This is a genomic window from Streptomyces sp. NPDC048389 (assembly GCF_040706335.1).
Classification (GTDB): Bacteria; Actinomycetota; Actinomycetes; order Streptomycetales; family Streptomycetaceae; genus Streptomyces.
In genome coordinates, this window is record NZ_JBEZKP010000084.1 from 1 (window position 1) to 18,687 (window position 18,687).

General features: G+C 71.1%; 15 protein-coding genes and 1 pseudogene. 7 read left to right on the forward strand and 9 right to left on the reverse strand.

Annotation, left to right across the window (positions count from 1 at the left end; translation table 11 throughout):
* Nucleotides 1-97: 97 nt before the first annotated feature.
* The 7 genes from AB0903_RS32645 (at nt 98) to AB0903_RS32675 (ending at nt 8,586) form a co-directional block, all read left to right on the forward strand.
* A complete protein-coding gene (locus AB0903_RS32645) occupies nt 98-2,185 on the forward strand; it encodes an MMPL family transporter (protein WP_366708370.1) in 2,088 nt (695 codons plus the stop codon).
* 286 nt (nt 2,186-2,471) lie between these two features.
* On the forward strand, nt 2,472-3,365 hold the full coding sequence (locus tag AB0903_RS32650; protein WP_366708371.1) for an SDR family oxidoreductase: 894 nt from the start codon (nt 2,472-2,474) through the stop codon (nt 3,363-3,365).
* Nucleotides 3,366-3,520: 155 nt separating this feature from the next.
* A complete protein-coding gene (locus AB0903_RS32655) occupies nt 3,521-3,775 on the forward strand; it encodes a hypothetical protein (protein ID WP_366708372.1) in 255 nt (84 codons plus the stop codon).
* A 150-nt stretch (nt 3,776-3,925) separates the two neighbouring features.
* Nucleotides 3,926-5,077, forward strand: a complete 1,152-nt coding sequence (locus tag AB0903_RS32660) for a polyprenyl synthetase family protein (RefSeq protein ID WP_366708373.1) — start codon at nt 3,926-3,928, stop codon at nt 5,075-5,077.
* Nucleotides 5,065-6,609 (forward strand): phytoene desaturase family protein, encoded by a 1,545-nt coding sequence (gene crtI / locus AB0903_RS32665; protein WP_366708374.1) that lies wholly within the window; start codon nt 5,065-5,067, stop codon nt 6,607-6,609. The genes AB0903_RS32660 and crtI overlap by 13 nt, the downstream gene beginning before the upstream one ends.
* Complete coding sequence (locus AB0903_RS32670) at nt 6,596-7,591, forward strand: phytoene/squalene synthase family protein (RefSeq protein WP_366708375.1); 996 nt, start codon at nt 6,596-6,598, stop codon at nt 7,589-7,591. Before crtI ends, AB0903_RS32670 begins: the two co-directional genes overlap by 14 nt.
* On the forward strand, nt 7,588-8,586 hold the full coding sequence (locus tag AB0903_RS32675; RefSeq protein WP_366708376.1) for a DUF5914 domain-containing protein: 999 nt from the start codon (nt 7,588-7,590) through the stop codon (nt 8,584-8,586). Before AB0903_RS32670 ends, AB0903_RS32675 begins: the two co-directional genes overlap by 4 nt.
* A 41-nt stretch (nt 8,587-8,627) precedes the next feature.
* On the opposite strand, the gene AB0903_RS32680 is transcribed toward AB0903_RS32675, so the two are convergent.
* The 9 genes and pseudogenes from AB0903_RS32680 to AB0903_RS32720 form a co-directional block, all read right to left on the reverse strand.
* Nucleotides 8,628-10,184 (reverse strand): FAD-dependent oxidoreductase, encoded by a 1,557-nt coding sequence (locus AB0903_RS32680; RefSeq protein ID WP_366708377.1) that lies wholly within the window; start codon nt 10,182-10,184, stop codon nt 8,628-8,630.
* Nucleotides 10,181-10,912 (reverse strand): methyltransferase domain-containing protein, encoded by a 732-nt coding sequence (locus AB0903_RS32685; protein WP_366708378.1) that lies wholly within the window; start codon nt 10,910-10,912, stop codon nt 10,181-10,183. The genes AB0903_RS32680 and AB0903_RS32685 overlap by 4 nt, the downstream gene beginning before the upstream one ends.
* Entirely contained in the window at nt 10,912-12,132 is a 1,221-nt protein-coding gene (locus AB0903_RS32690) for a lycopene cyclase family protein (protein ID WP_366708379.1), read from the reverse strand. The genes AB0903_RS32685 and AB0903_RS32690 overlap by 1 nt, the downstream gene beginning before the upstream one ends.
* Nucleotides 12,129-12,266: a hypothetical protein gene (locus tag AB0903_RS32695; RefSeq protein WP_366708380.1), complete on the reverse strand. Its 138-nt coding sequence runs from the start codon at nt 12,264-12,266 to the stop codon at nt 12,129-12,131. The genes AB0903_RS32690 and AB0903_RS32695 overlap by 4 nt, the downstream gene beginning before the upstream one ends.
* 104 nt (nt 12,267-12,370) lie before the next feature.
* A pseudogene (locus AB0903_RS32700) lies at nt 12,371-12,547 on the reverse strand (amine oxidase); the annotation flags it as partial.
* Nucleotides 12,548-12,779: 232 nt separating this feature from the next.
* Nucleotides 12,780-14,945 carry a UvrD-helicase domain-containing protein gene (locus AB0903_RS32705; protein ID WP_366708381.1) on the reverse strand — a complete coding sequence of 722 codons (2,166 nt, stop codon included), beginning with the start codon at nt 14,943-14,945 and terminating at the stop codon, nt 12,780-12,782.
* A gap of 330 nt (nt 14,946-15,275) precedes the next feature.
* Nucleotides 15,276-15,935, reverse strand: coding sequence for a CmcI family methyltransferase (locus tag AB0903_RS32710; RefSeq protein ID WP_366708382.1), 660 nt, complete (start codon nt 15,933-15,935; stop codon nt 15,276-15,278).
* Nucleotides 15,936-16,321: 386 nt separating this feature from the next.
* A complete protein-coding gene (locus tag AB0903_RS32715; protein WP_366708383.1) occupies nt 16,322-17,491 on the reverse strand; it encodes an MFS transporter in 1,170 nt (389 codons plus the stop codon).
* 257 nt (nt 17,492-17,748) lie between these two features.
* On the reverse strand, nt 17,749-18,687 hold a 939-nt coding region (locus AB0903_RS32720), incomplete at its 5' end, for a SulP family inorganic anion transporter (RefSeq protein WP_366708384.1).

The following is an 18,687-nucleotide window of genomic DNA, read 5'->3' on the forward strand; positions in this document are numbered from 1 at the left end:
CATCCGCATATCTCACACGCCAGGAAATACAACCAACCGCGCCGCATCATCAGGCACTTCGAGACGGATCACCCTAACGAGCCGAAGTCAGTAGCTCGTGCCGCTCGTTCTGCTGGTCGTATGGCTGGGCGTGGGCGGAACGCTCGGGCCCTACGCAGGGAAGCTGGGCGAGGTGGCCACCAACGATCAGGCCGCGTTCCTGCCGCAGAGCGCCGAGTCCACCGGAGTGCTCGAGGCCCGTGAGGCGTTCGACCAGTCCGATACCGTGCCCGCGATCGTGGTGTGGACGGCGGACGGGAACCGGATCACCGAGGCTCAGCAGTCCGCAGCCGCCGGCGCCGTCGGCGCACTCGCCGGGCGGCCCGGCGTCGTGGGTGGCCCTTCCCCCGCCCTGGTCTCCGACGACGACATGGCCATGCAGGCCGTCGTACAGCTGATGCCCGACCTCGGCGAGGACCTGCCCGCGGTCCTGGAGGAGGTACGCGGCGCGGCACGGAGCGTGCCGGGCACCACGGCGCAGATCGCCGGCCCTGCGGCGACCCAGGCCGACCTGTCGGACGCGTTCGCGGGCATCGACGGGTTGCTGCTAGGTGTGGCGCTCGGCGCGGTGCTGCTGATCCTGCTGCTCGTGTACCGGAGCATCCTGCTGCCGTTCCTGATCATCCTGGGAGCGGTCTTCGCCCTGGGGCTCGCGTGTGCCGTCGTCTACGCACTGGCGGACCGGGACGTGGTGCGGGTGGACGGCCAGGTGCAGGGCATCCTCTCCATCCTCGTGATCGGCGCGGCCACCGACTACGCGCTGCTGCTGTCCGCGCGCTTCCGCGAGGAGCTCGTCGTGCGAGCGGACCGGGCCGCCGCCGCGCTGGCGGCGGTGCGCCGCTCGTTCGGCGCGATCACGGCGAGCGCGGCCACCGTGGCGCTCGGACTGCTGGCCCTGCTGGCCAGTGATCTGACCAACAACCGCGCACTCGGGCCCGTCGGCGCCATCGGCATCGTGTGTGCCGTGCTCTCCACGCTCACCTTCCTGCCGGCCGCGCTGGCGGTGCTGGGACGGACCGCCTACTGGCCCTCCCGGCCCCATGCGGCCGACGCGTCGGCCGAGGGGCACGGGGTGTGGCGCCGCGTCGCCGCGAAGGTGGACGGCCGTCCTCGCCGGACGTGGGTGGTGACCGCTGCCGTCCTGGCCTTCTTCGCGGCCTTCTCCCCCGCCCTGTCCGCCAAGGGCGTCCCGCTCGACGAGATCTTCGTGGGCGACGCGCCCTCGGTCGCCGCCCAGGAAACGCTCGGCAAGCACTTTCCCGGCGGATCCGGCAACCCCGCCGTGATCATCGCCGACGCCGACCGTGCCGCTCAGGTGACGGCCGCCGCGAGGAGCACCGAGGGTGTGGCATCGGCCGGAGCCGTCTCGGCGTCCGGACGGCCGGGTGCCGGTGACCCGCTCGTCGTCGACGGCCGGGTCCGTGTCGACGCCGTCCTGGCCGACACCGCGGACAGCGACGCCGCCAAGGAGACCGTCGAGCGGCTGCGTGAGAACGTGCACGCGCTGACCGGGGCCGACGCGCTGGTCGGCGGGTACACGGCACAGCAGTACGACACCCAGCAGACGGCCGCCCGGGACCGGACGGTCATCGTGCCCGTGGTGCTCGCCATCATCCTGCTGATCCTGGTACTGCTGCTGCGCTCGCTGCTCGTACCGGTACTGCTGGTGGCGACCGTCGCGCTCAACTTCCTGGCGACCCTCGGTGTGTCGGCGCTCGTCTTCGAGCATCTCCTCGGGTTCAGCGGCACGGACGCGTCGGTGCCGCTGTACGGATTCGTCTTCCTGGTGGCGCTCGGCGTCGACTACAACATCTTCCTGATGTCCCGGGTGCGGGAGGAGGCGCTCGAGCACGGCAGTCGGCTGGGCGTGCTGCGGGGGCTGACCACGACCGGCGGAGTGATCACCTCTGCCGGTGTGGTGCTCGCGGCGACCTTCGCGGCCCTGATGGTGATCCCGCTGGCCTTCCTGGTCCAGATCGCGTTCATCGTGGCCTTCGGCGTCCTGCTCGACACTCTCGTGGTCCGCTCGCTGCTGGTGCCCGCGCTGGTGATCGACATCGGACCGCGGGCGTGGTGGCCCAGCGCTCTGGCCCGGAACGGCACCGAAACCGGTCCCGGCACCGGGCCGGAGCACCCGGCTCAATAGACACCGGCCAGTACCGGGGCGGAGCACCCGGCACGGTACTGGCCGGCGTGCCGGAGGAGACGTCCGCGCCCAAGGGCTGTCCCGTGATCCCCGGCGGGCGCACGACGACAGCCACGGCACCTCGCTGCGTTGTCGAATCGCCCGGATACACCCAGTATGAGGACGACCCTCCACCTTGCGATGCACCGCGTCCGACGCCGCGCGCCGATCCACCGGGGATTACGGGACGGCCCTTGGCGTGGGTGGGCAAGCACCGCCGGCACCTTCCCGGGAAAGGACGCCTTCCATGCCGGAAGCACGGAGTCCGCTGCACGGGCGAACCGCTGTCGTGACCGGAGCGGCGCGCGGTCTGGGCGAGGCGATGGCTCGGGAGCTGGCCTCCCGTGGCGCAAGGGTGGCGCTGCTCGGTCGCGAGGAGGGGGCACTGGCCCGGGTCAGTGCCTCCCTGCCGGGGATCTCCGGATGCTGGGAGGTCGATGTCACCGACGACCGGGGCATGGCCCGGGCCGGCGCCGAGATCCGCGGGCGACTGGGGCCTCCCTCAGTGGTGGTCGCGAACGCGGGTGTGGCCGAGGGGGGCCCGTTCGCCGAGTCCGATCCTGCGGTCTGGCGTCGTGTCGTCGAGGTGAACCTCATCGGCAGCGCCGCCACCGCCCGCACGTTTCTCACGGATCTGTTCGACAGCCACGGCTACTTTCTGCAGGTCGCCTCGCTCGCGTCCATCGGTGCGGCGCCGATGATGAGCGCCTACTGCGCGTCGAAAGCGGGAGTCGAGTCGTTCGCCCACTCGTTGCAGGCGGAAGTCGCCCACCGGCATGTAGGTGTGGGCATCGCCTATATCAACTGGACGGACACCGACATGGTCCGCGACGCCGACGAACACACCGTCCTGCGCGAACTCCGCGGCCACATGCCACGCCCGGCGCGCAAGGTGTACCCCGTCGCCTACGTCGCCGGCCGGCTGGTCACCGCGATCGAACGACGCCGCCCGTCCGTCTACGTGCCGCGCTGGCTACGGTCGGCCCAGCTTGCGCGGGCCGCGCTGCCGCCCGTGGTCACGATGCTGTCGCGGCGTGAACTGCCTCGTCTGGCCGCCTCCCGGCCTTTCGAGGCCACAGGTCTTCTCGGCGCGGGCGGGCGCGCGGACCGGATCGCCGGCTCATGCCCTCCGCCCGCTTGAACGGGCCGCGCACCATGGGCCGCGCCCATGGGCGCCGCCATGTGTGCAGTGGTCGAGTGGCGGCGGGCGGGGCCCGATTTTCGTCACGGCGGCCGCCCGCCTCCGTGCGGCGGGCGAGGCGTCGTCGGCGTGTCCACTACGCCGAGGAGGACGGGATGACCACCAAGCCGCACACGTCCGGCGGTACCTGCGTGGGCGGCCTGTGCGGACCGCGCGACTACCGCGGCCGGGGCATCGGGTCAGAAGAGCACGCCTGCCCCTGCACCGCGGGCTACCGGACCTTCCTCGACCGGAACGGGGACCGGCTCGCGCGCAACCACCGCACCGCGCGGTCGGCGCGACGACTCGACCGGCTCCCGACCGGCTCCCGGGCCTCACTGAGGTCCTCCGGCAGGATCGCGTACCCGTGACACACCGCCATGAGACGCACACCGCTGGGCCGAAGGAGTGGGCGGCCAGTCGGACGGGCCGAGCAGCGGGCAGAGATCAGCGCATCCGCACGCCCGCCGACGGCAGAAGCAACTGGTGCACACGTGACCGAGAGTGAGAAGGGGTCCAGGATGCTTGGACTGCGGCCGACAGCGGCCGGACCGGCCGGGCTGGTCGACACGCCTCTGACCGTTCTCGACGCCATCAGGGCAGGCGAAGCGGTCCTGATGGAATTCCTCGACGCGGAGTTGCGCCGGGCCCGGGACGTGGACCCCGTCTTCGCCCGCGACGTGGCCGACCGGGTCAGCGCGTTCCTCCGACGCGGCGGGAAGCGGCTTCGAACGGCGTTCGCCTGGTGCGGATGGCGAGCGGCAGGAGGCTCGGGCGACGCCACGGATGTCCTGCGCACCGGAGCCGCGATCGAACTGCTCCAGGCGTGCGCTCTCATACACGACGACGTGATCGACGGATCACCACTTCGCCGCGGCGCACCGGCGATGCACGTCGACCTCGCCCGCATGCACCGGGCAGCACGGATGAACGGCTCACCGGAATCGTTCGCCACCGCCGCCGCGGTGCTCGCCGGCGACCTGGCGCTGTCCTGGGCGGACGACCTGCTGACGGAAACGGCACTCGGCTCGGAGCACGGACCGCGGCTGTACCGCGAGTGGCGGGCGATGCGTGGCGAGATGGTCGCCGGGCAGTACCGCGACATCCACGCGCAGGCGACCGGAGCCTCCGGCGTCGACGAGGCAGTCATCATCGCCACGCTCAAGAGCGCCCTGTACACGGTCGAGCGGCCGCTCGCGCTGGGCGCCTCGCTGGCCGGGGCCGACGAGCGCACCCTGGACGCACTGCGCTGCGCCGGGCGCTCCGCGGGGCTCGCCTTCCAGCTGCACGACGACCTCCTCGGCGCCTTCGGTGACTCGTCGTTGACGGGGAAACCGGCCGGGGACGACCTGCGGACGCGCAAGCTCACGTACCTGCTCGCCGTCGCAGTCGAACTCGCCGACGCCTCGGGGGACGAGGAAGCCGCGCTCGCGCTCACGCCCGGGATCACCTCCCGGTCCGACGAAGCCGTCGAGCGGATGCAGGCGGCGCTGGAGCGGACCGGAGCCCGGGTTGAGGTGGAGTCGAAGATCGAGGAGTTGGTGGCGACGAGTCTGCGGTACTTCGAGACGGCCGGCGCGGACCCCGCGCTTCGGCGGGAGTTCGCCGCGGTGGTCGAGCGCGCGTCGGGCGTCGCCCCGGATGACGCAGAGGAGGGCTTGTGCGGACGGTAGGGGGACCGACCGACCACGTCGTCGTGGTGGGCGCCGGCCTGTCGGGCCTCGCCTGCGCCCTCCACCTGCTGGGTGCCGGCCGGCGGGTCACGGTCGTCGAACGGGGCGCCGGTCCGGGCGGCCGGGCGGGCCGCGTGCAGCTCGGCGGATACCAGGTGGACACCGGCCCCACGGTGCTCACCATGCCGGATCTGGCCGACGAGGCGTTCGCGGCGGTCGGCGACAGCCTCGCGCGCCGCGTGGAACTGGTGGCGCTGCACCCGGCCTACCGCGCCTGCTTCGCGGATGGCACCTCGCTCGACGTCCACACCGACGGCGAGGCTATGGAGGCGGAAGTCCGGCGCTTCGCCGGGCCTGCGGAGGCAGCGGGCTACCGCAGGCTGCGGCACTGGCTGGAACAGCTGTACAGGGCGCAGGTGCGACGCTTCATCGACACCAACTTCGACTCCCCCTTCCAGCTTCTCCACTCGGACCTGGCGCGGCTGGCGGCACTGGGCGGCTTCGGGCGGCTGGACGACCGCATCGGCCGCTACCTGGCCGACCCACGGCTGCGCCGGGTCTTCTCCTTCCAGGCCCTGTACGCCGGAGTCGCACCCGCCCGAGCCCTCGCGGCCTACGCCGTGATCGCCTACATGGACACCGTGGCGGGCGTCTGGTTCCCCAAGGGCGGCATGCACGCGCTGCCCCGCGCCATGGCCGACGCGGCGGCCGACGCCGGCGCCGACGTGCGCTGGTCGGCCGAGGTGAGCACGCTGGAACGCTCGGCAGACCGCGTGCGTGCCGTTCACCTGTCGTCGGGCGAGCGGATTCCCTGCGACGCGGTGGTGCTGACCTGTGAGCTGACCACCGCGCACCGACTGCTGGGGCGTGCCCCGCGGCGTCCGGTGAGGCTGCGTCACTCACCGTCCGCGGTGATCCTGCACGTCGGAACGGACCGGACCTGGCCGAGCCTCGCCCACCACACGTTGTCCTTCGGCACTGCGTGGGAGCGCACGTTCGACGAACTGACCCGCTCGGGAAGGCTGATGAGCGACCCGTCGCTGCTGATCACCCGGCCGACGGCACACGATCCCGCCCTCGCACCGCGCGGCAGACACCTCCACTACGTCCTGGCCCCCTGTCCCAACACCGACGTCGGCCCCTCCGCCGCCGCCTGGCACGACCTGGGGCCGCGCTATCGCGACAGCCTGGTCGCCGAGCTGGAACACCGGGGCCTCGACGGGTTCGCGGACAGCATCCAGGAAGAGCTCGTGGTGAGCCCGCTGGACTGGACGGCACAGGGACATGCGGCGGGCAGCCCCTTCTCGGTGTCCCACACGTTCGCACAGACCGGTCCGTTCCGGCCGCGCAACCTGGTACGGGGGCTGGACAACGTCGTGCTGGCGGGCTGCGGGACCACCCCCGGGGTCGGTGTGCCGACGGTACTGATCAGTGGCAAACTCGCCGCCGCCCGGATCACCGGCGGCCGAGGCCGCCGAGCCGCGCGCGCTGCGCTTCCTTCGACCGTGGCAGGTGCCGATGACCCGTCGTGAACTGGACGCCGCCGGGATCACCGATCCGGCTCTCCGGGCCGCCTATGCCGAGTGCCGCCTGCTGAACGCCCGCCACGGCAGGACCTACTTCCTGGCAACCCGCCTGATGCCGGTGGAGCACCGCTCCGCCGTGCACGCCCTGTACGGCTTCGCCCGCTGGGCGGACGACATCGTGGACGACCTCGACCGGCGCTGGACACCGGACGAGCGCGACCGGCTGCTGCGCCTCCTGGAGGACGATCTCGCACACGGGCTGCGCGACGACGGGGGAAAGGAGCTCGTGGTCCGGGCCGTGGCCGACACCGCCGACCGCTACCGCATCGACTCCGGGCTGTTCGCCGACTTCCTGGCCTCGATGCGCAGCGATCTGAGCGTCACGGGCTATCCGACCTACGACGACCTGCGGGTCTACATGCACGGCTCGGCCGCGGTGATCGGGCTGCAGATGCTGCCGGTGCTGGGTACGGTCGTCCCCCGCGAGGAGGCGGCGCCGCACGCGGCGGCCCTCGGTGTGGCCTTCCAGCTCACCAACTTCCTGCGGGACGTGGGCGAGGACCTGGACCGGGGCCGCGTCTACCTGCCGGCGGACCTGCTCGCCGCGCACGGCGTGGACCGGCCGTTGCTGGAGTGGAGTCGCCGCACGGGGCGCCGGGATCCGCGGATCCGCGCGGCGCTCGTCGCCGCCGAGGCCATGACGAGGGACGTCTACCGGGCTGCTGAACCGGGCATCGGGATGCTCGATCCGCGCGTGCGGCCCTGCATCCGCACCGCGTTCACCCTCTACGGCGGAATTCTCGACGCGATCGCGCGCCACGACTACACCGTGCTGCACCACCGTGCGGTGGTGTCGCGCGGTCGCCGCGCCGCCGCGGCCGCGGTCGGAGCCGCCCAGGTGTTCGGGGCTCGGTGGCGTGCCCGCGTCAGACGTCCGGCCCCTTCCAAAGGCGCCACGACACTGGAGTGGAAGGGACCCGTGCGGTGAGTGACCGAGCCCGCTGGACACCGCCGCTGCGGCGGCGCCGCGGCCCGGACTGGGCGGCGCAGGCACCGACGTGGCGGGAGGCACGGCCGGCGCTCATCGCGGATGCCCTCAAACGGGCCTGTGCACGTCGTTCCGGCAACTGGTTCGTGGTCGGCGCCTCCCGTGACATCCGCGCCGACGGTCGGCCGTACGGCAGGACGGTGGGCGGCGTCGAGGTCGTTCTGTGGCGCTCCGACACGGGGCGACTGCACGCCGGTCCCGGCGCGTGTCCGCACCTCGGCGCTCCCCTGGGCAGGAGCCGGGTGGTGTGCGGCACGCTGGTGTGCCACTGGCACGGGCTGGCCCTGGACGGCACGCCGTTCGCCGACTGGGAACCGTACCCGGTCCACGACGACGGCGTGCTGGTGTGGGTGCGGCTGGACACGGTCGGGCGCGAAGAGCCGTCGGAGCGCCCGATGGTGCCGGTGCGTCCCGCGGCGGGCGGCGTGGTCGATGCCGTGTTCACGGCGGTCGGGCGGTGCGAACCGCAGGACGTGGTCGCCAACCGGCTCGACCCGTGGCACGGCTCGTGGTTCCACCCGTACTCGTTCGTCGACCTGACCGTGGCACGGCCTCCGCAGAGCGATGAGGACGACGCCTTCGTGGTCGACGTCTCCTTCCGGGTGACGGGGCGTCTGGTGGTGCCGGTCAGAGCGGAGTTCACCGCGCCCGAGCCGCGCACGGTCGTCATGCGCATCACCGAGGGCGAGGGCGCCACCTCCGTTGTCGAGACGCATGCCACGCCGCTGACGGGCGAGGGGGACGAGCGGCCCCGGACCGTCGTGGTCGAGGCGGTCGTCGCCGCATCGGACCGGCGGGGCTTCGCGCTGGCACGCGCCGCCGCCCCTGCCCTGCGCCCGCTGATGCGCCGGGCGGCCGGCCGCCTGTGGCGCGACGATCTCGCCTACGCCGAACGGCGCTGGACGTTGCGCAGCACCGGTCGCTTCCCCGGGTGACGCGGAGGGAGCAGAGGCAAGGCGCGGTGCGCCGGCGCGGCTCAGCGTCCGGCGAGGGCTCCGAGTGCTCGCAGCACGGCGGATCGGCCGGCCCGAGGGACCGTCCACAGCACCTGGCCCCGGACACCCCGGTCGGCGAGCAGGGCGTTCGCTGCCAGGAAGCCCGTGGTGGCGGCACGTTCCATCAGGGCCACGGGGAGGTCGCAGCGGATCGCGTCACCGGCCAGAGTCAGCCATGGGTGGGGCGTCCGAACGGTGGGGCGCCGGTGGTAGGTTCCGACCGGGAAGAGCGGGCAGTCCGAGCGCCACTCGTGCCGCGCGTCGACGATCCGCGCCTCGCGGGTCTCCGGATACACCTGGTGCAGACGGTCGACGAGCCGGCTCTGCACCGTCTCCGCCTCCTCGTCGGCGGCGACGGCGTAGGCGTGCAGTTCCACCACCGAGCCGCCGCTCCGCGCGGCCCAGCGGGCGGCCTCGCCCTCGTAGCGTTCCAGGACGCTGATGTTGTCGAGCCCGCCGTACCCGCTGGTGCCGAGGAACCCGGCGCGGTCCGCGCGTACCGGCCGGTCGAGCCAGAGCCGGGAGACGAGGAAGGGAGGCGCGGTCCGCAGGGCGGCGACGTCGTCGCGCCAGGCGGCGGTGCCCAGGCCCGGTGACGCGCCGACGACCTGGCGCAGCGCTCCCGGAGCGAGGGCCAGAACCACCGCCTCATGGCGTTTCGGGGCGGTGTCGGTCCGCACCTCCGCTCCCCCGCCGTCGCACGGGTGGAGACCGTGCACGGGTGTGCCGGTCCGGACGGCCACACCGAGGCGCTGGAGATAGTCGCCGAGCGGCTCCCAGAGCGCCTGCGGGAAGGGCTCGTCGGGCACGTCGAAGAGCAGGCCCTCGGCCGAGCCGAGGAAGTAGATGTGGAACATCAGCAGCAGCTCCGCGGCGGACAGTTCGCGGGGGTCGGCGAAGAAGCTGCGGGAGAACACCTCGAACGCCAGGTGGTGCGCGGCTTCGGGGAAGCGGACCCGTTCCAGGAAGGCTTTCGCGCTGAGGTCGTCGAAGCGTTCGTAGACGTCGGGCACGCGGACGTCGAGGAGCGGCAGGGCGGCACGGGGGGCCATGGCCGCGAGGTCGCGCCAGCCGAAGGTCGGGCTCAGGGCGACGAATCCCAGCGCGCTGAGCGGCGGGGTCCGCGGCACTCGGGCGAAACCGTCGGTCAGGCCGCCGCTGTGCCGCAAGGGGTAGTCGGGCAGCGCGGTGAGCCTCGTGAGGCCGGGGTCGGTGCGCCGCAGCAGGCCGCGCAGGTTGTAGTACTGGCGGAAGAAGGCGTGGAACCCCCGGCTCATGGTCGCCATGGATCCGTCGGCCAGTCGGATGCGGTGGCCGGCGAGGCGGCCGCCGAGTGATGCCTCCGCTTCGTAGAGGGCCACGCGGGCGCCGCGTTCGGCCAGCAGGGTCGCGGCGGCGAGACCGGCGATGCCACCGCCGATGACGGCGACGGACGGTGCGTTCGCGCGGTCGAACCGGTCCCTGCCCGGGGCGGGCATCAGCACTACGGCCTTGCGGTCGCGGCCGCGTCGGGCGGTGCGGTGCGAAGGAGCGCTCATCGGCCGGACTCCCCCGCCGCGCCGCGGCCGTTGCGGGCGAGGAAGGTGTGCACGATGCCGGTCTGCCACCCGGCGACGGGGGCGGCGCGCACCGCCGTGAAACCCGCGCGCGTCAGTCGGTCCGTGAAGACCGGGGCGGTGTCGAATGCGAGGACGCTGCGCCACAGGTGGTGGTACAGGGCGCGGTCGCCGCAGAGCGTGCCCGCCGGGATGATCACCCCCTGGCAGACGGCGGTCCACAGCGCATGGTGGACGGCCGAACCGCTGAGGCTGTACTCGTGCACGGCGAGTCGTCCACCCGGTCGCAGCAGCGCCCGGACGGTCGCGAGGACCTGGTCGGGGACCGTGACGTTACGGAACAGGTAGGCGGCGAACACCGCGTCGAAGGGCCCTTCCCCGGCGCCGGCCACTTCTTCTGCGGACAGGTGCAGGAAGCGGACGCCGTCGGGCCACGGCTTGTCGAGTGCGCGCCGCAGCATCCCGGCCGAGGCGTCGACGGCTGTGATCCGAGCGCGGGGCGCGACCCGCAGCAGAGCCCGGGTGGATGCGCCTGTGCCGCATCCGAGGTCGAGTACGTGCAGACCGGCGCCTGCTCGTGGCAGCCGGAGCCGCCGTGCCGAGCGGACGAGGTCGGTGCGGTAGCCGGGGTTGAGGGCCGTGAGGCGGTCGTAGGTGTGCGATGCGTGGTCGAAGGCACGCGCCAGGTCGTGGTCGCGCAGCAGTGTCATCAGCGGCTGTCTCCGAACAGGGATGCGGGGCGGGTACGGCGACGGAGGAAGGGGACTTCGACGGCGGTCCGGAGCATCGGGCCGACGGGGGTACGCAGGCCGATGCCCCACTCCTCCCAGGGCGAGGTGCCACCGTCGAGGAAGCGCAGCAGACGTTCGCAAGGCGTACGGCGGAACAGGCCGGTGAAGAAGTCGGGGCCGTCGATCCGACCTGTGTCGAGGGCCCGCAGCAGCACGGCGTCCATGGCCAGCGCGCGTCGGCCGTGGGGCGGGGGCACGAGCGGGCGCCCGTCGCGCAGGGCGTCGGCGATGGCGCGGCTCTGCCGCTGTACGGCGGCGAAGGTGTAGCCGGTCGACGGGCGGGTCGCGCCGCCCGCGGTCCCGATCCGGAACACGGCGGACCCGGCCCGGCGCGGGAAGCGTGCGTCGGTCATGGGGATGAGGCCCTGCTCGGCCGCTTCCACGGTGAAGGCGCCGAGGCGCAGGACGTTGCGACCGTAGTGGTCCAGCGCAGCCTCGTAGGCCGCGGTCGTCAGCGGAGTCCGGGAGAACTCGGTGTACTCGACGAGCGCACGGTCCGGTGCCAGCGGAAGGACGTAACCGAACGCGAGCCCGCGGCGGGGCTGGGGCACCCGGAAGTCCATCAGGTCCGCGACCGCGGGATCGAAGCAGTCCGCGGCCGTGCGCACGAACCAGCCGCGGAAGTGCTGGAGCAGCAGCGTCCGGGCCGGTGGCAGGGTGCGCAGGGGTCGGGAGTCGAACACGTGGCGGGCACGCAGCGTCACCGTCTGTCCGTCGGGTGCCGAGCAGCGGACTTCCGCCCCGTCGGCCACGGTGCGCACCGCCTCTGCCGTCGCACGCAGCACGCGCGCACCGGGGCTCCGGGCGAGGCGGGAGTACACCAGTCGCTCGAACGGCGTCGAACGCAGCATGCGGTAGCGCAACGGTCCCGGGTCGGCGGTGATTTCGCTGCCGTCGGCGCCATGGATGCGAAGGCGGGGCCAGGAAGCGCTGACCGCCTCCTCGAAGTCTCCCCTGCCCTGGTCCCAGTAGCACCAGGTCCGCTCGGGCGGCCGCAACGGTCCGGCGGGCGGCTCCACGACGGTCACGGTGGCGATGCCGGTCTGTGTCAGCCGGTGCGCGAGGCTGAGTCCGGCCGCGCCGCCACCGACGACGACCACGTCGGATGTGTCTGCGTGCCCTTCGGTGCGTCGGTTCACCTGGCCCGCCGTTCGACGACGGGCGTTCCGTCGGGGGCCGGTCGTGCTCCCCGGTCGGCCGGTTCGGCGGTGGGCGCCCCGCCGAGGGTGCCGGTGGCGCCGGCCACCAGCACGCGCGCGCCGTTGATGTCCACGCCTTGCTCCAGGTCGCAGGATCAGATCGATGACTGTTCTCGTAACTCTGTCTCTTCGGTCCACCGAGCGCGTGCGGATGCGCCGCGACACGACGGCGACGAAGTCAACCGCGTTGCGTATCGGCCAGTACATCGCGGGCGGCTCGCGCGCCCGACGCCGGCGCGCCCTGCACGGATCCGATGACCCGGTGGTCCCCGCAGACGTATCGGCCCGGGCCGAAGCGGGTCGTGCGGCTCAGCGGCCAGGGCGGCCGCACCGCGGGCAGCGCACCCTCGACGGTGTGGACGGCGAAGACTCTGCCTCGTCATAGAAGAAGAACATCGAGCAGGGAGCTGCCACCTGCGGCAGCGGATCTCGGGCAGGCCATTCCCGCACGATCCCGGCACGGGAGTGGTTTTCCGGCACACGCAAGCGCAGCCGGTCCTCGGCAACCGTGGGCAGCACGCAGGTCGACATCACATTCCACAGGACTCGGTGATCAGGTCAGGCTGAGCAGTCATCGAGCTTTCCCGTCAGCCCACTCGTACGGCCGTCGCGCGATCGGGGATCTCCAGCGTCTCGGGGCCGACGACGCCGAAACGGTTCCGGGGCGCCTCGGCGAACTCCAGGAAGCGCGAGACCGGCCCGACGTGTGTCAGGTGGAGCTCGTGCATGGCCCTGGTGCATGCGATGTAGAGCATGCACTTGTCCATCTCGCCGGCGTAGTTCGCGTCGTCGACGTGCGGGACGATGACGGCGTCGAACTCCAGCCCCTTGGCGATGTGCGCCGAGGTGATGACACTGCCGGCGCTGAACTCCGTGCTCTCGTAGTCGAGGAAGGTCAGCTCGACACCCGCCGCCGACAGGGTCCGGTACAGCTCCTCCGCCTGCGCGACGGTCTTGCATACGATGCCGAGGGAGCGGTACTCGCTCTGCCGGTGCCGCTCGATCAGCGCCAGGATCTCCGCTTCCTGCGCCTTCCGGTCCGCCGCCGCGACGATCTGTGGCGGCAGCCCGTGCCGCTCGATCGGGACGAGCTTGTCGTTGCGCGAGATGTGCTGGGCGAAATCCGTGATCTCCGACGTGGAGCGGTAGCTCTTGCACAGCTCCAGGCAGTCGGCCTCCGGGAAGATGTCTCGAATCACCGGCAGCGACGACGAACTGAACGGATTCACCGACTGGTTGGCGTCCCCGAGGATCGTCATCTTGCAGGAGAACAGCTCACGCAGCACCGTGTACTGGACGGGCGTGTAGTCCTGCATCTCGTCCACCAGGAGATGACGGATATGGCCGTAGCCCTCCTGCCGGGACGTCTTGATCATCGTGTAGATCAGCGGGAAGACGTCCGCGTACTCGATCTTCTTGCGGCCCAGCGGCTTGAACAGGCTCTTGCGCTCGGGGTCCTGGTAGAACGCCTTGTACAGGGCGAAGGCGTCCTTGTAGGGGAACATGGCACGGGCCTGCTTGCGGACGCTGTTGCTGTCGGCCGCCGTCCACTTGCCGCCCTTGGCCAGCGTCTCCTGCCGCAGCCGGCTCGCGGCGCTGTCGCCGAGGAGGTCGAGGCGGGAGAAGACGGGCAGGCCCCGGGAGGCTCCGAACGCCTCCGCGACCCACTCCTGCGACAGCCGCTTGTTCTTCTGCTCGATCTGCCCCGGCACGAATTCCTCGTCCCCGCGCGCGGCGAGCCACGCGCCGAGCCGGTCCACGAACTCCGGCGTCGCCTTGTAGCGCATCCGCTCGGCCGCCGCGTCGTCCACCCGGTCGAGCAGCTTCACCACCTGCTCGCTGAACGCCTCGTACTCCGTCACCTTGGCGAGAAACCGGTCGGCGAGTTTCTCGAAGTCGATCTCCGCGATCTGCTCCTCGCCCAGCTCGGGAAGGACGTTGGCGATGTAGTCGCCGAAGACCTTGTTGGGGGAGAGAATCATGACGTTGTCGGACGACAGGGAGTCCTTGAAGCGGTAGAGCAGGAACGCCACCCGGTGCAGCGCGATCGACGTCTTCCCGGAGCCCGCCACGCCCTGCAGGATCAGTACCTTCGCCGTCTCGTTGCGGATCACCTCGTTCTGCTCGCGCTGGATCGTCGCGACGATGTTCTTCATCCTGTCGTCGGCGGACTGGCTCAGCTCACGCTGCAGGACCTCGTCCCCGATGGTCAGCGTGCTGTCGAACATGTACTCGAGGCGATCGCCGGTGATCTTGTACTGGCGCTTGCCCGTGATCGTTCCCTGGACGGTCCCGGTCGGGGCCTCGAAGTGGGCAGCGCCCGACTCGAAGTCGTAGTAGAGACTGGAGACCGGTGCCCGCCAGTCGTGGACCACGATCTCCTGCGTCTCCGGGTCCGAGAAGTCATGGACGCCGATGTAGTGACCCTTCCCCTCCCGCTCGTCCGCTCTACGGAAGTCGACGCGCCCGAAATAGGGCGACTTCAGCAGGCGCTCGATGTGCCGGCGCACCATCACGGCGCTGTCGCCCACACCGACGGAGGTGTTGACCTCGGTGCGCATGGCCGCCTTCTCTGCGAAGTCCATGTCGCGCCAGTTCTCCCACATGAACTCCTTCTGCTCCTGGATGGTTCTGGCCGTCCGGTCGATGGAGGCGCCGATCCGCTCCAGCTCCCGCCTCAGCAGGTGCACCGTCTGCGCCAGATATCGGTGCTCCTGCTCTTCGTCACGTGTCCGCACGTCCGTCAAGGCCATCTCCGGTTCAGGTTCCGCGTGAAATCTACCTTCACGTTAGAGTAAGGCAGGAGTGCCACCCAAATGAGCGACCATGAGGAACCGGCGGAGACCGCCCCATCGACCCGCCGACCGGCGCCAGACCCGACGACGCCGTCCATCGCGCGACCGTCCGAGTTGGTGGACGAAGGTTTCGGCGCCGCCTTGCGCAGCGGGAAGTCGTTGGCGAGGGCAACGCAGCTGCGTGCGGGCGAAAGGCTCCCCCGCGCAGGGCGACTCGGTACGCACCCGCGCCCCGCGACATCGACCACGGCGACAGAGCGCGGGGCGCGAGAAGGGCTCGGGGCGCGGTCAGGCGTGGGCGCGCTGGAGCCAGCCGTGCGGGTGGCAGGTGACTCCGTACCGTTCGAGTTCACGGCGGACCTCGAAGTCGCGCCCCTGGTCGGTGGTGAGCCAGTCGCGCACGGCCGGTACGACGCCGCCGGGCATGCCGGGAGGGCAGAGCTGCGGTACGTCGACGACGCCGTCCTCGACCACGAAGTAGCCGCCGACGGGCACGAATCCGGAGAAGTGGCGCAGGGCGGCCATGGTCGTGTTGTACGTGTGGGCAGTGTCCTCGACGACCATGCAGCGCGCTCCCTCGGGTACGTGCCGAGAGACCTCCTGGGTGATGCCCGGGTCGGTGATGTCCCCCTCGACGAGGATGATGTGCTCGTCGTAGCGCGGATCGGCATGGCGCAGCAGGGGGCGGACGCGGTCTTGCGCCAGGTCGACGGTGACGACGCGGACTTCCGACGGCACGCGGCCGTAGGCAGCCTGGGCGCGCAGGCGGTCGCGGAACCACAGCGCGGAACCGCCGAGGTGGGTGCCGAGTTCGATGACCACCTGCACCCGGGACTGCCAGAACAGGTGCTCGAACATCCGCAGGTCTTCGGGAAACTTCTTGATCCGCAGCCCGGCATAGACATCGCGCAGGTGCTGGCGTTGACGGTCGCGCCAGTACCGCAGCATTTCCCCTTGGGGCACTGCTCGGACCGGCGGAGGCAGAGGCTCGGCGGGCAGGCCGTCAAGGGGGCTCGGTCGCTCACTCACAGGTTCGTCGACCTCCGTGGGGGGGGTGGAAATACGCGGGCAGAGTGCCGGAGTCCGAGAGCTCCGAGGAGCGAGCCTCGACACCTTTCGAACCTACCCTAACGAGAGAGTAGGATTGAACCGTGCGCGCCAGTCCGCCCGATCACGTCTCGAACGCCGCGTGAGCAGCCATCGGCACCCGGGCCGGTACCGGCTGCCGGACCGGTCGACACGGCCAGGACTTCGAAAGGTGAGGCATGCATCCCTCTCGCCCTGTCGGTGGCGACGGGAAGCGATGAGCGTCCCGCTCCTGCAGGGCGAGACGCTCAGTCGGCGGCAACTGGCTCTCGGGCGACGATCACGGTGAGGGCCGCCGCTGCGGGGAGGACGGCCAGAGCGAGGAGCGCCGCGCCGTAGCGGCCGGTCACCTCATGGCCGAGAGCGATGGCGAGCGGGCCGAAGGCGCTGGCCGCGATGGTGATCGTATGGGCGCATCCACGGATGGCGCCGAGGTGCGCCGTGCCGAAGTAGTAGGGGAAGGCAGCGGATTCCACAGCACGCAGCAGCCCGTTCGAGGAGCCCAACAGGAGCCCGTAGGCGACCGCCGTCCAACCGGGCTCGACAAGGCGGGCGCCGAGCACTGCACAGGCCAGGATGGCCATGGCGCCGACAAGGACGACCTTGGGTGAGGCGCGGTCGAGGAGCGCGCCGGCGGCGAGCGTGGCGAGTAGGGCTGCCGCTGTCTGGGGCAGGAAGTTCGCTGCGGCCTGCACAGGGGTGAGTCCGCGTTCGCCGAGCAGCGCGATCTGATGGAAGTTCAGCCCGGTGGTGAGCATACTGCTGGCGGCCAGGCAGGAGGCGACAGCCCAGAACACCCCGGTACGCAGCGCATGACGCAGCGGTAGGCCGGTGAGCTCGGCAGGGGCGGCACCGGCGTCGGCGGGCGCTTCACCGTCGACGTGCTGACCGACGTCGGCAGGCCGGTTGCGGATGCCGAACAGCGCGAGCGGCACGACGATCAGCCACACGGCGACGCCCTCGATCGCCCACGCCTGGCGCCACCCGATGCCGGCGACGAGGCGCTCCACGAGCATGGGCGCCAGCGAGATCCCTGCCGTGCCGACGGCACTGGTGATTCCGAGTGCGAGGCCGCGGCGCCGGTCGAACCAGTAGGCGACAGCAGTGGTGGCGACCAGGGACAGCGCACCCTGTCCGGCCATCCGGATGCCGACGAAGCCGGCCGTCAGACCGACGATTCCCGTGACATACGAGAGGCCGATGAGGACGGCGCCGAAGACGGCACCGACAGCGGCGATGACGGTACGGGGGCCGTAGCGGTCGATGGCTTTGCCGACGAAGGGCATCGCACCGGCGCCGAGCAGGGTGCCGATGAGGTAGGAGGTGGAGATCTGTGTGCGGCTCACCCCCAGTTCGTCGATCATCGGATCGACGAAGACGGAGACGCCGGTGGTCTGGCCGGGCGCGGTCATCGCCATGGCCAGCGCGCTGTAGCCGACGATCCGCCAGCCATGGAAGCGAGTGCGCCGCCCATCGCCGGCTGCACGCGGCGAACGACTGGCGGTGGACGCACTTGGCTTGGCCGAGTTGCTCAGGACCCCTCCCGCGAACGCTCACACCGCTGCTGGTGCACGACACGGACCGGGCGGGCAGCCTGTCAGGGCGTGCCCGGTCTGCCCGCACAAGAGACCGCCCCTGCCCGCGGTCCGTGGTCAGCGGGCAGAGGCGGCCGGTCTCAGTGGCCGGCGGTGAGTTGGCCTGCGAGCTTGCCGTGCATATCGGCACTGGGCTTGTTGAGGCCGATGATCGTGACCTTCTTGCCACGCTGGTGGTACTTGGTCTCGATCGCATCGAGGGCCGCCACCGAGGACGCGTCCCAGATGTGCGCGTCGGTCAGATCGATCACGACATCGTCCGGATCGTCCTTGTAGTCGAACTGGTAGACCAGATCGTTCGACGAGGCGAAGAACAACTCACCGGTGACCGCATACACGACCTGGTTGCCGTCCGGGTCCACCACCCCGGTGACCTCGGCCAGATGCGCGACCCGCTTCGCAAAGATCACCATCGCCGTGACCGACCCGAGCACCACACCGATGGCGAGATTATGCGTGGCCACCACAGCCGCCACGGTGACCGTCATGACCACGGTCTCACCGACCGGCATCCGCCTCAGCGTCCTCGGCTGAATCGAATGCCAGTCGAAAGTGGCCACCGACACCAGGATCATCACCGCGACCAGCGCCGCCATCGGAATGTCGGACACCACCGGACCGAAGACGACCACCAGAATGATCAGGAACACACCGGAAAGGAACGTGGACAACCGGGTACGGGCACCGGACGTCTTCACATTGATCATCGTCTGGCCGATCATGGCACAGCCGCCCATCCCGCCGAAGAACCCGGTGATCACGTTCGCGACACCCTGACCCAGCGACTCACGGGTCTTGTTCGAGTGGGTGTCGGTGATGTCGTCCACCAGCTTGGCCGTCATCAACGACTCCATCAGACCCACCAGAGCGAACGCGAACGCGTACGGAGCGATGGTGGTCAACGTGTCCAGGGTGAACGGCACGTCCGGCAGCCCCGGCACCGGCAGCGACGACGGCAGATCGCCCTTGTCACCCACGGTCGGCACCGCCAGACCCGCGGCGACGGTGATCACGGTCAG

Excerpts from the sequence above, each read along its gene's own strand:
- AB0903_RS32655 (WP_366708372.1), top strand. The coding sequence starts at position 3,521 with ATGACCACCAAGCCGCACACGTCCGGCGGTACCTGCGTGGGCGGCCTG.
- AB0903_RS32660 (WP_366708373.1), top strand. The coding sequence starts at position 3,926 with ATGCTTGGACTGCGGCCGACAGCGGCCGGACCGGCCGGGCTGGTCGAC.
- AB0903_RS32670 (WP_366708375.1), top strand. The coding sequence starts at position 6,596 with ATGACCCGTCGTGAACTGGACGCCGCCGGGATCACCGATCCGGCTCTC.
- AB0903_RS32710 (WP_366708382.1), bottom strand. The coding sequence starts at position 15,935 with ATGCTGCGGTACTGGCGCGACCGTCAACGCCAGCACCTGCGCGATGTC.
- AB0903_RS32705 (WP_366708381.1), bottom strand. The coding sequence starts at position 14,945 with ATGGCCTTGACGGACGTGCGGACACGTGACGAAGAGCAGGAGCACCGA.
- AB0903_RS32685 (WP_366708378.1), bottom strand. The coding sequence starts at position 10,912 with ATGACACTGCTGCGCGACCACGACCTGGCGCGTGCCTTCGACCACGCA.
- AB0903_RS32650 (WP_366708371.1), top strand. The coding sequence starts at position 2,472 with ATGCCGGAAGCACGGAGTCCGCTGCACGGGCGAACCGCTGTCGTGACC.
- AB0903_RS32715 (WP_366708383.1), bottom strand. The coding sequence starts at position 17,491 with ATGGCGATGACCGCGCCCGGCCAGACCACCGGCGTCTCCGTCTTCGTC.
- AB0903_RS32680 (WP_366708377.1), bottom strand. The coding sequence starts at position 10,184 with ATGAGCGCTCCTTCGCACCGCACCGCCCGACGCGGCCGCGACCGCAAG.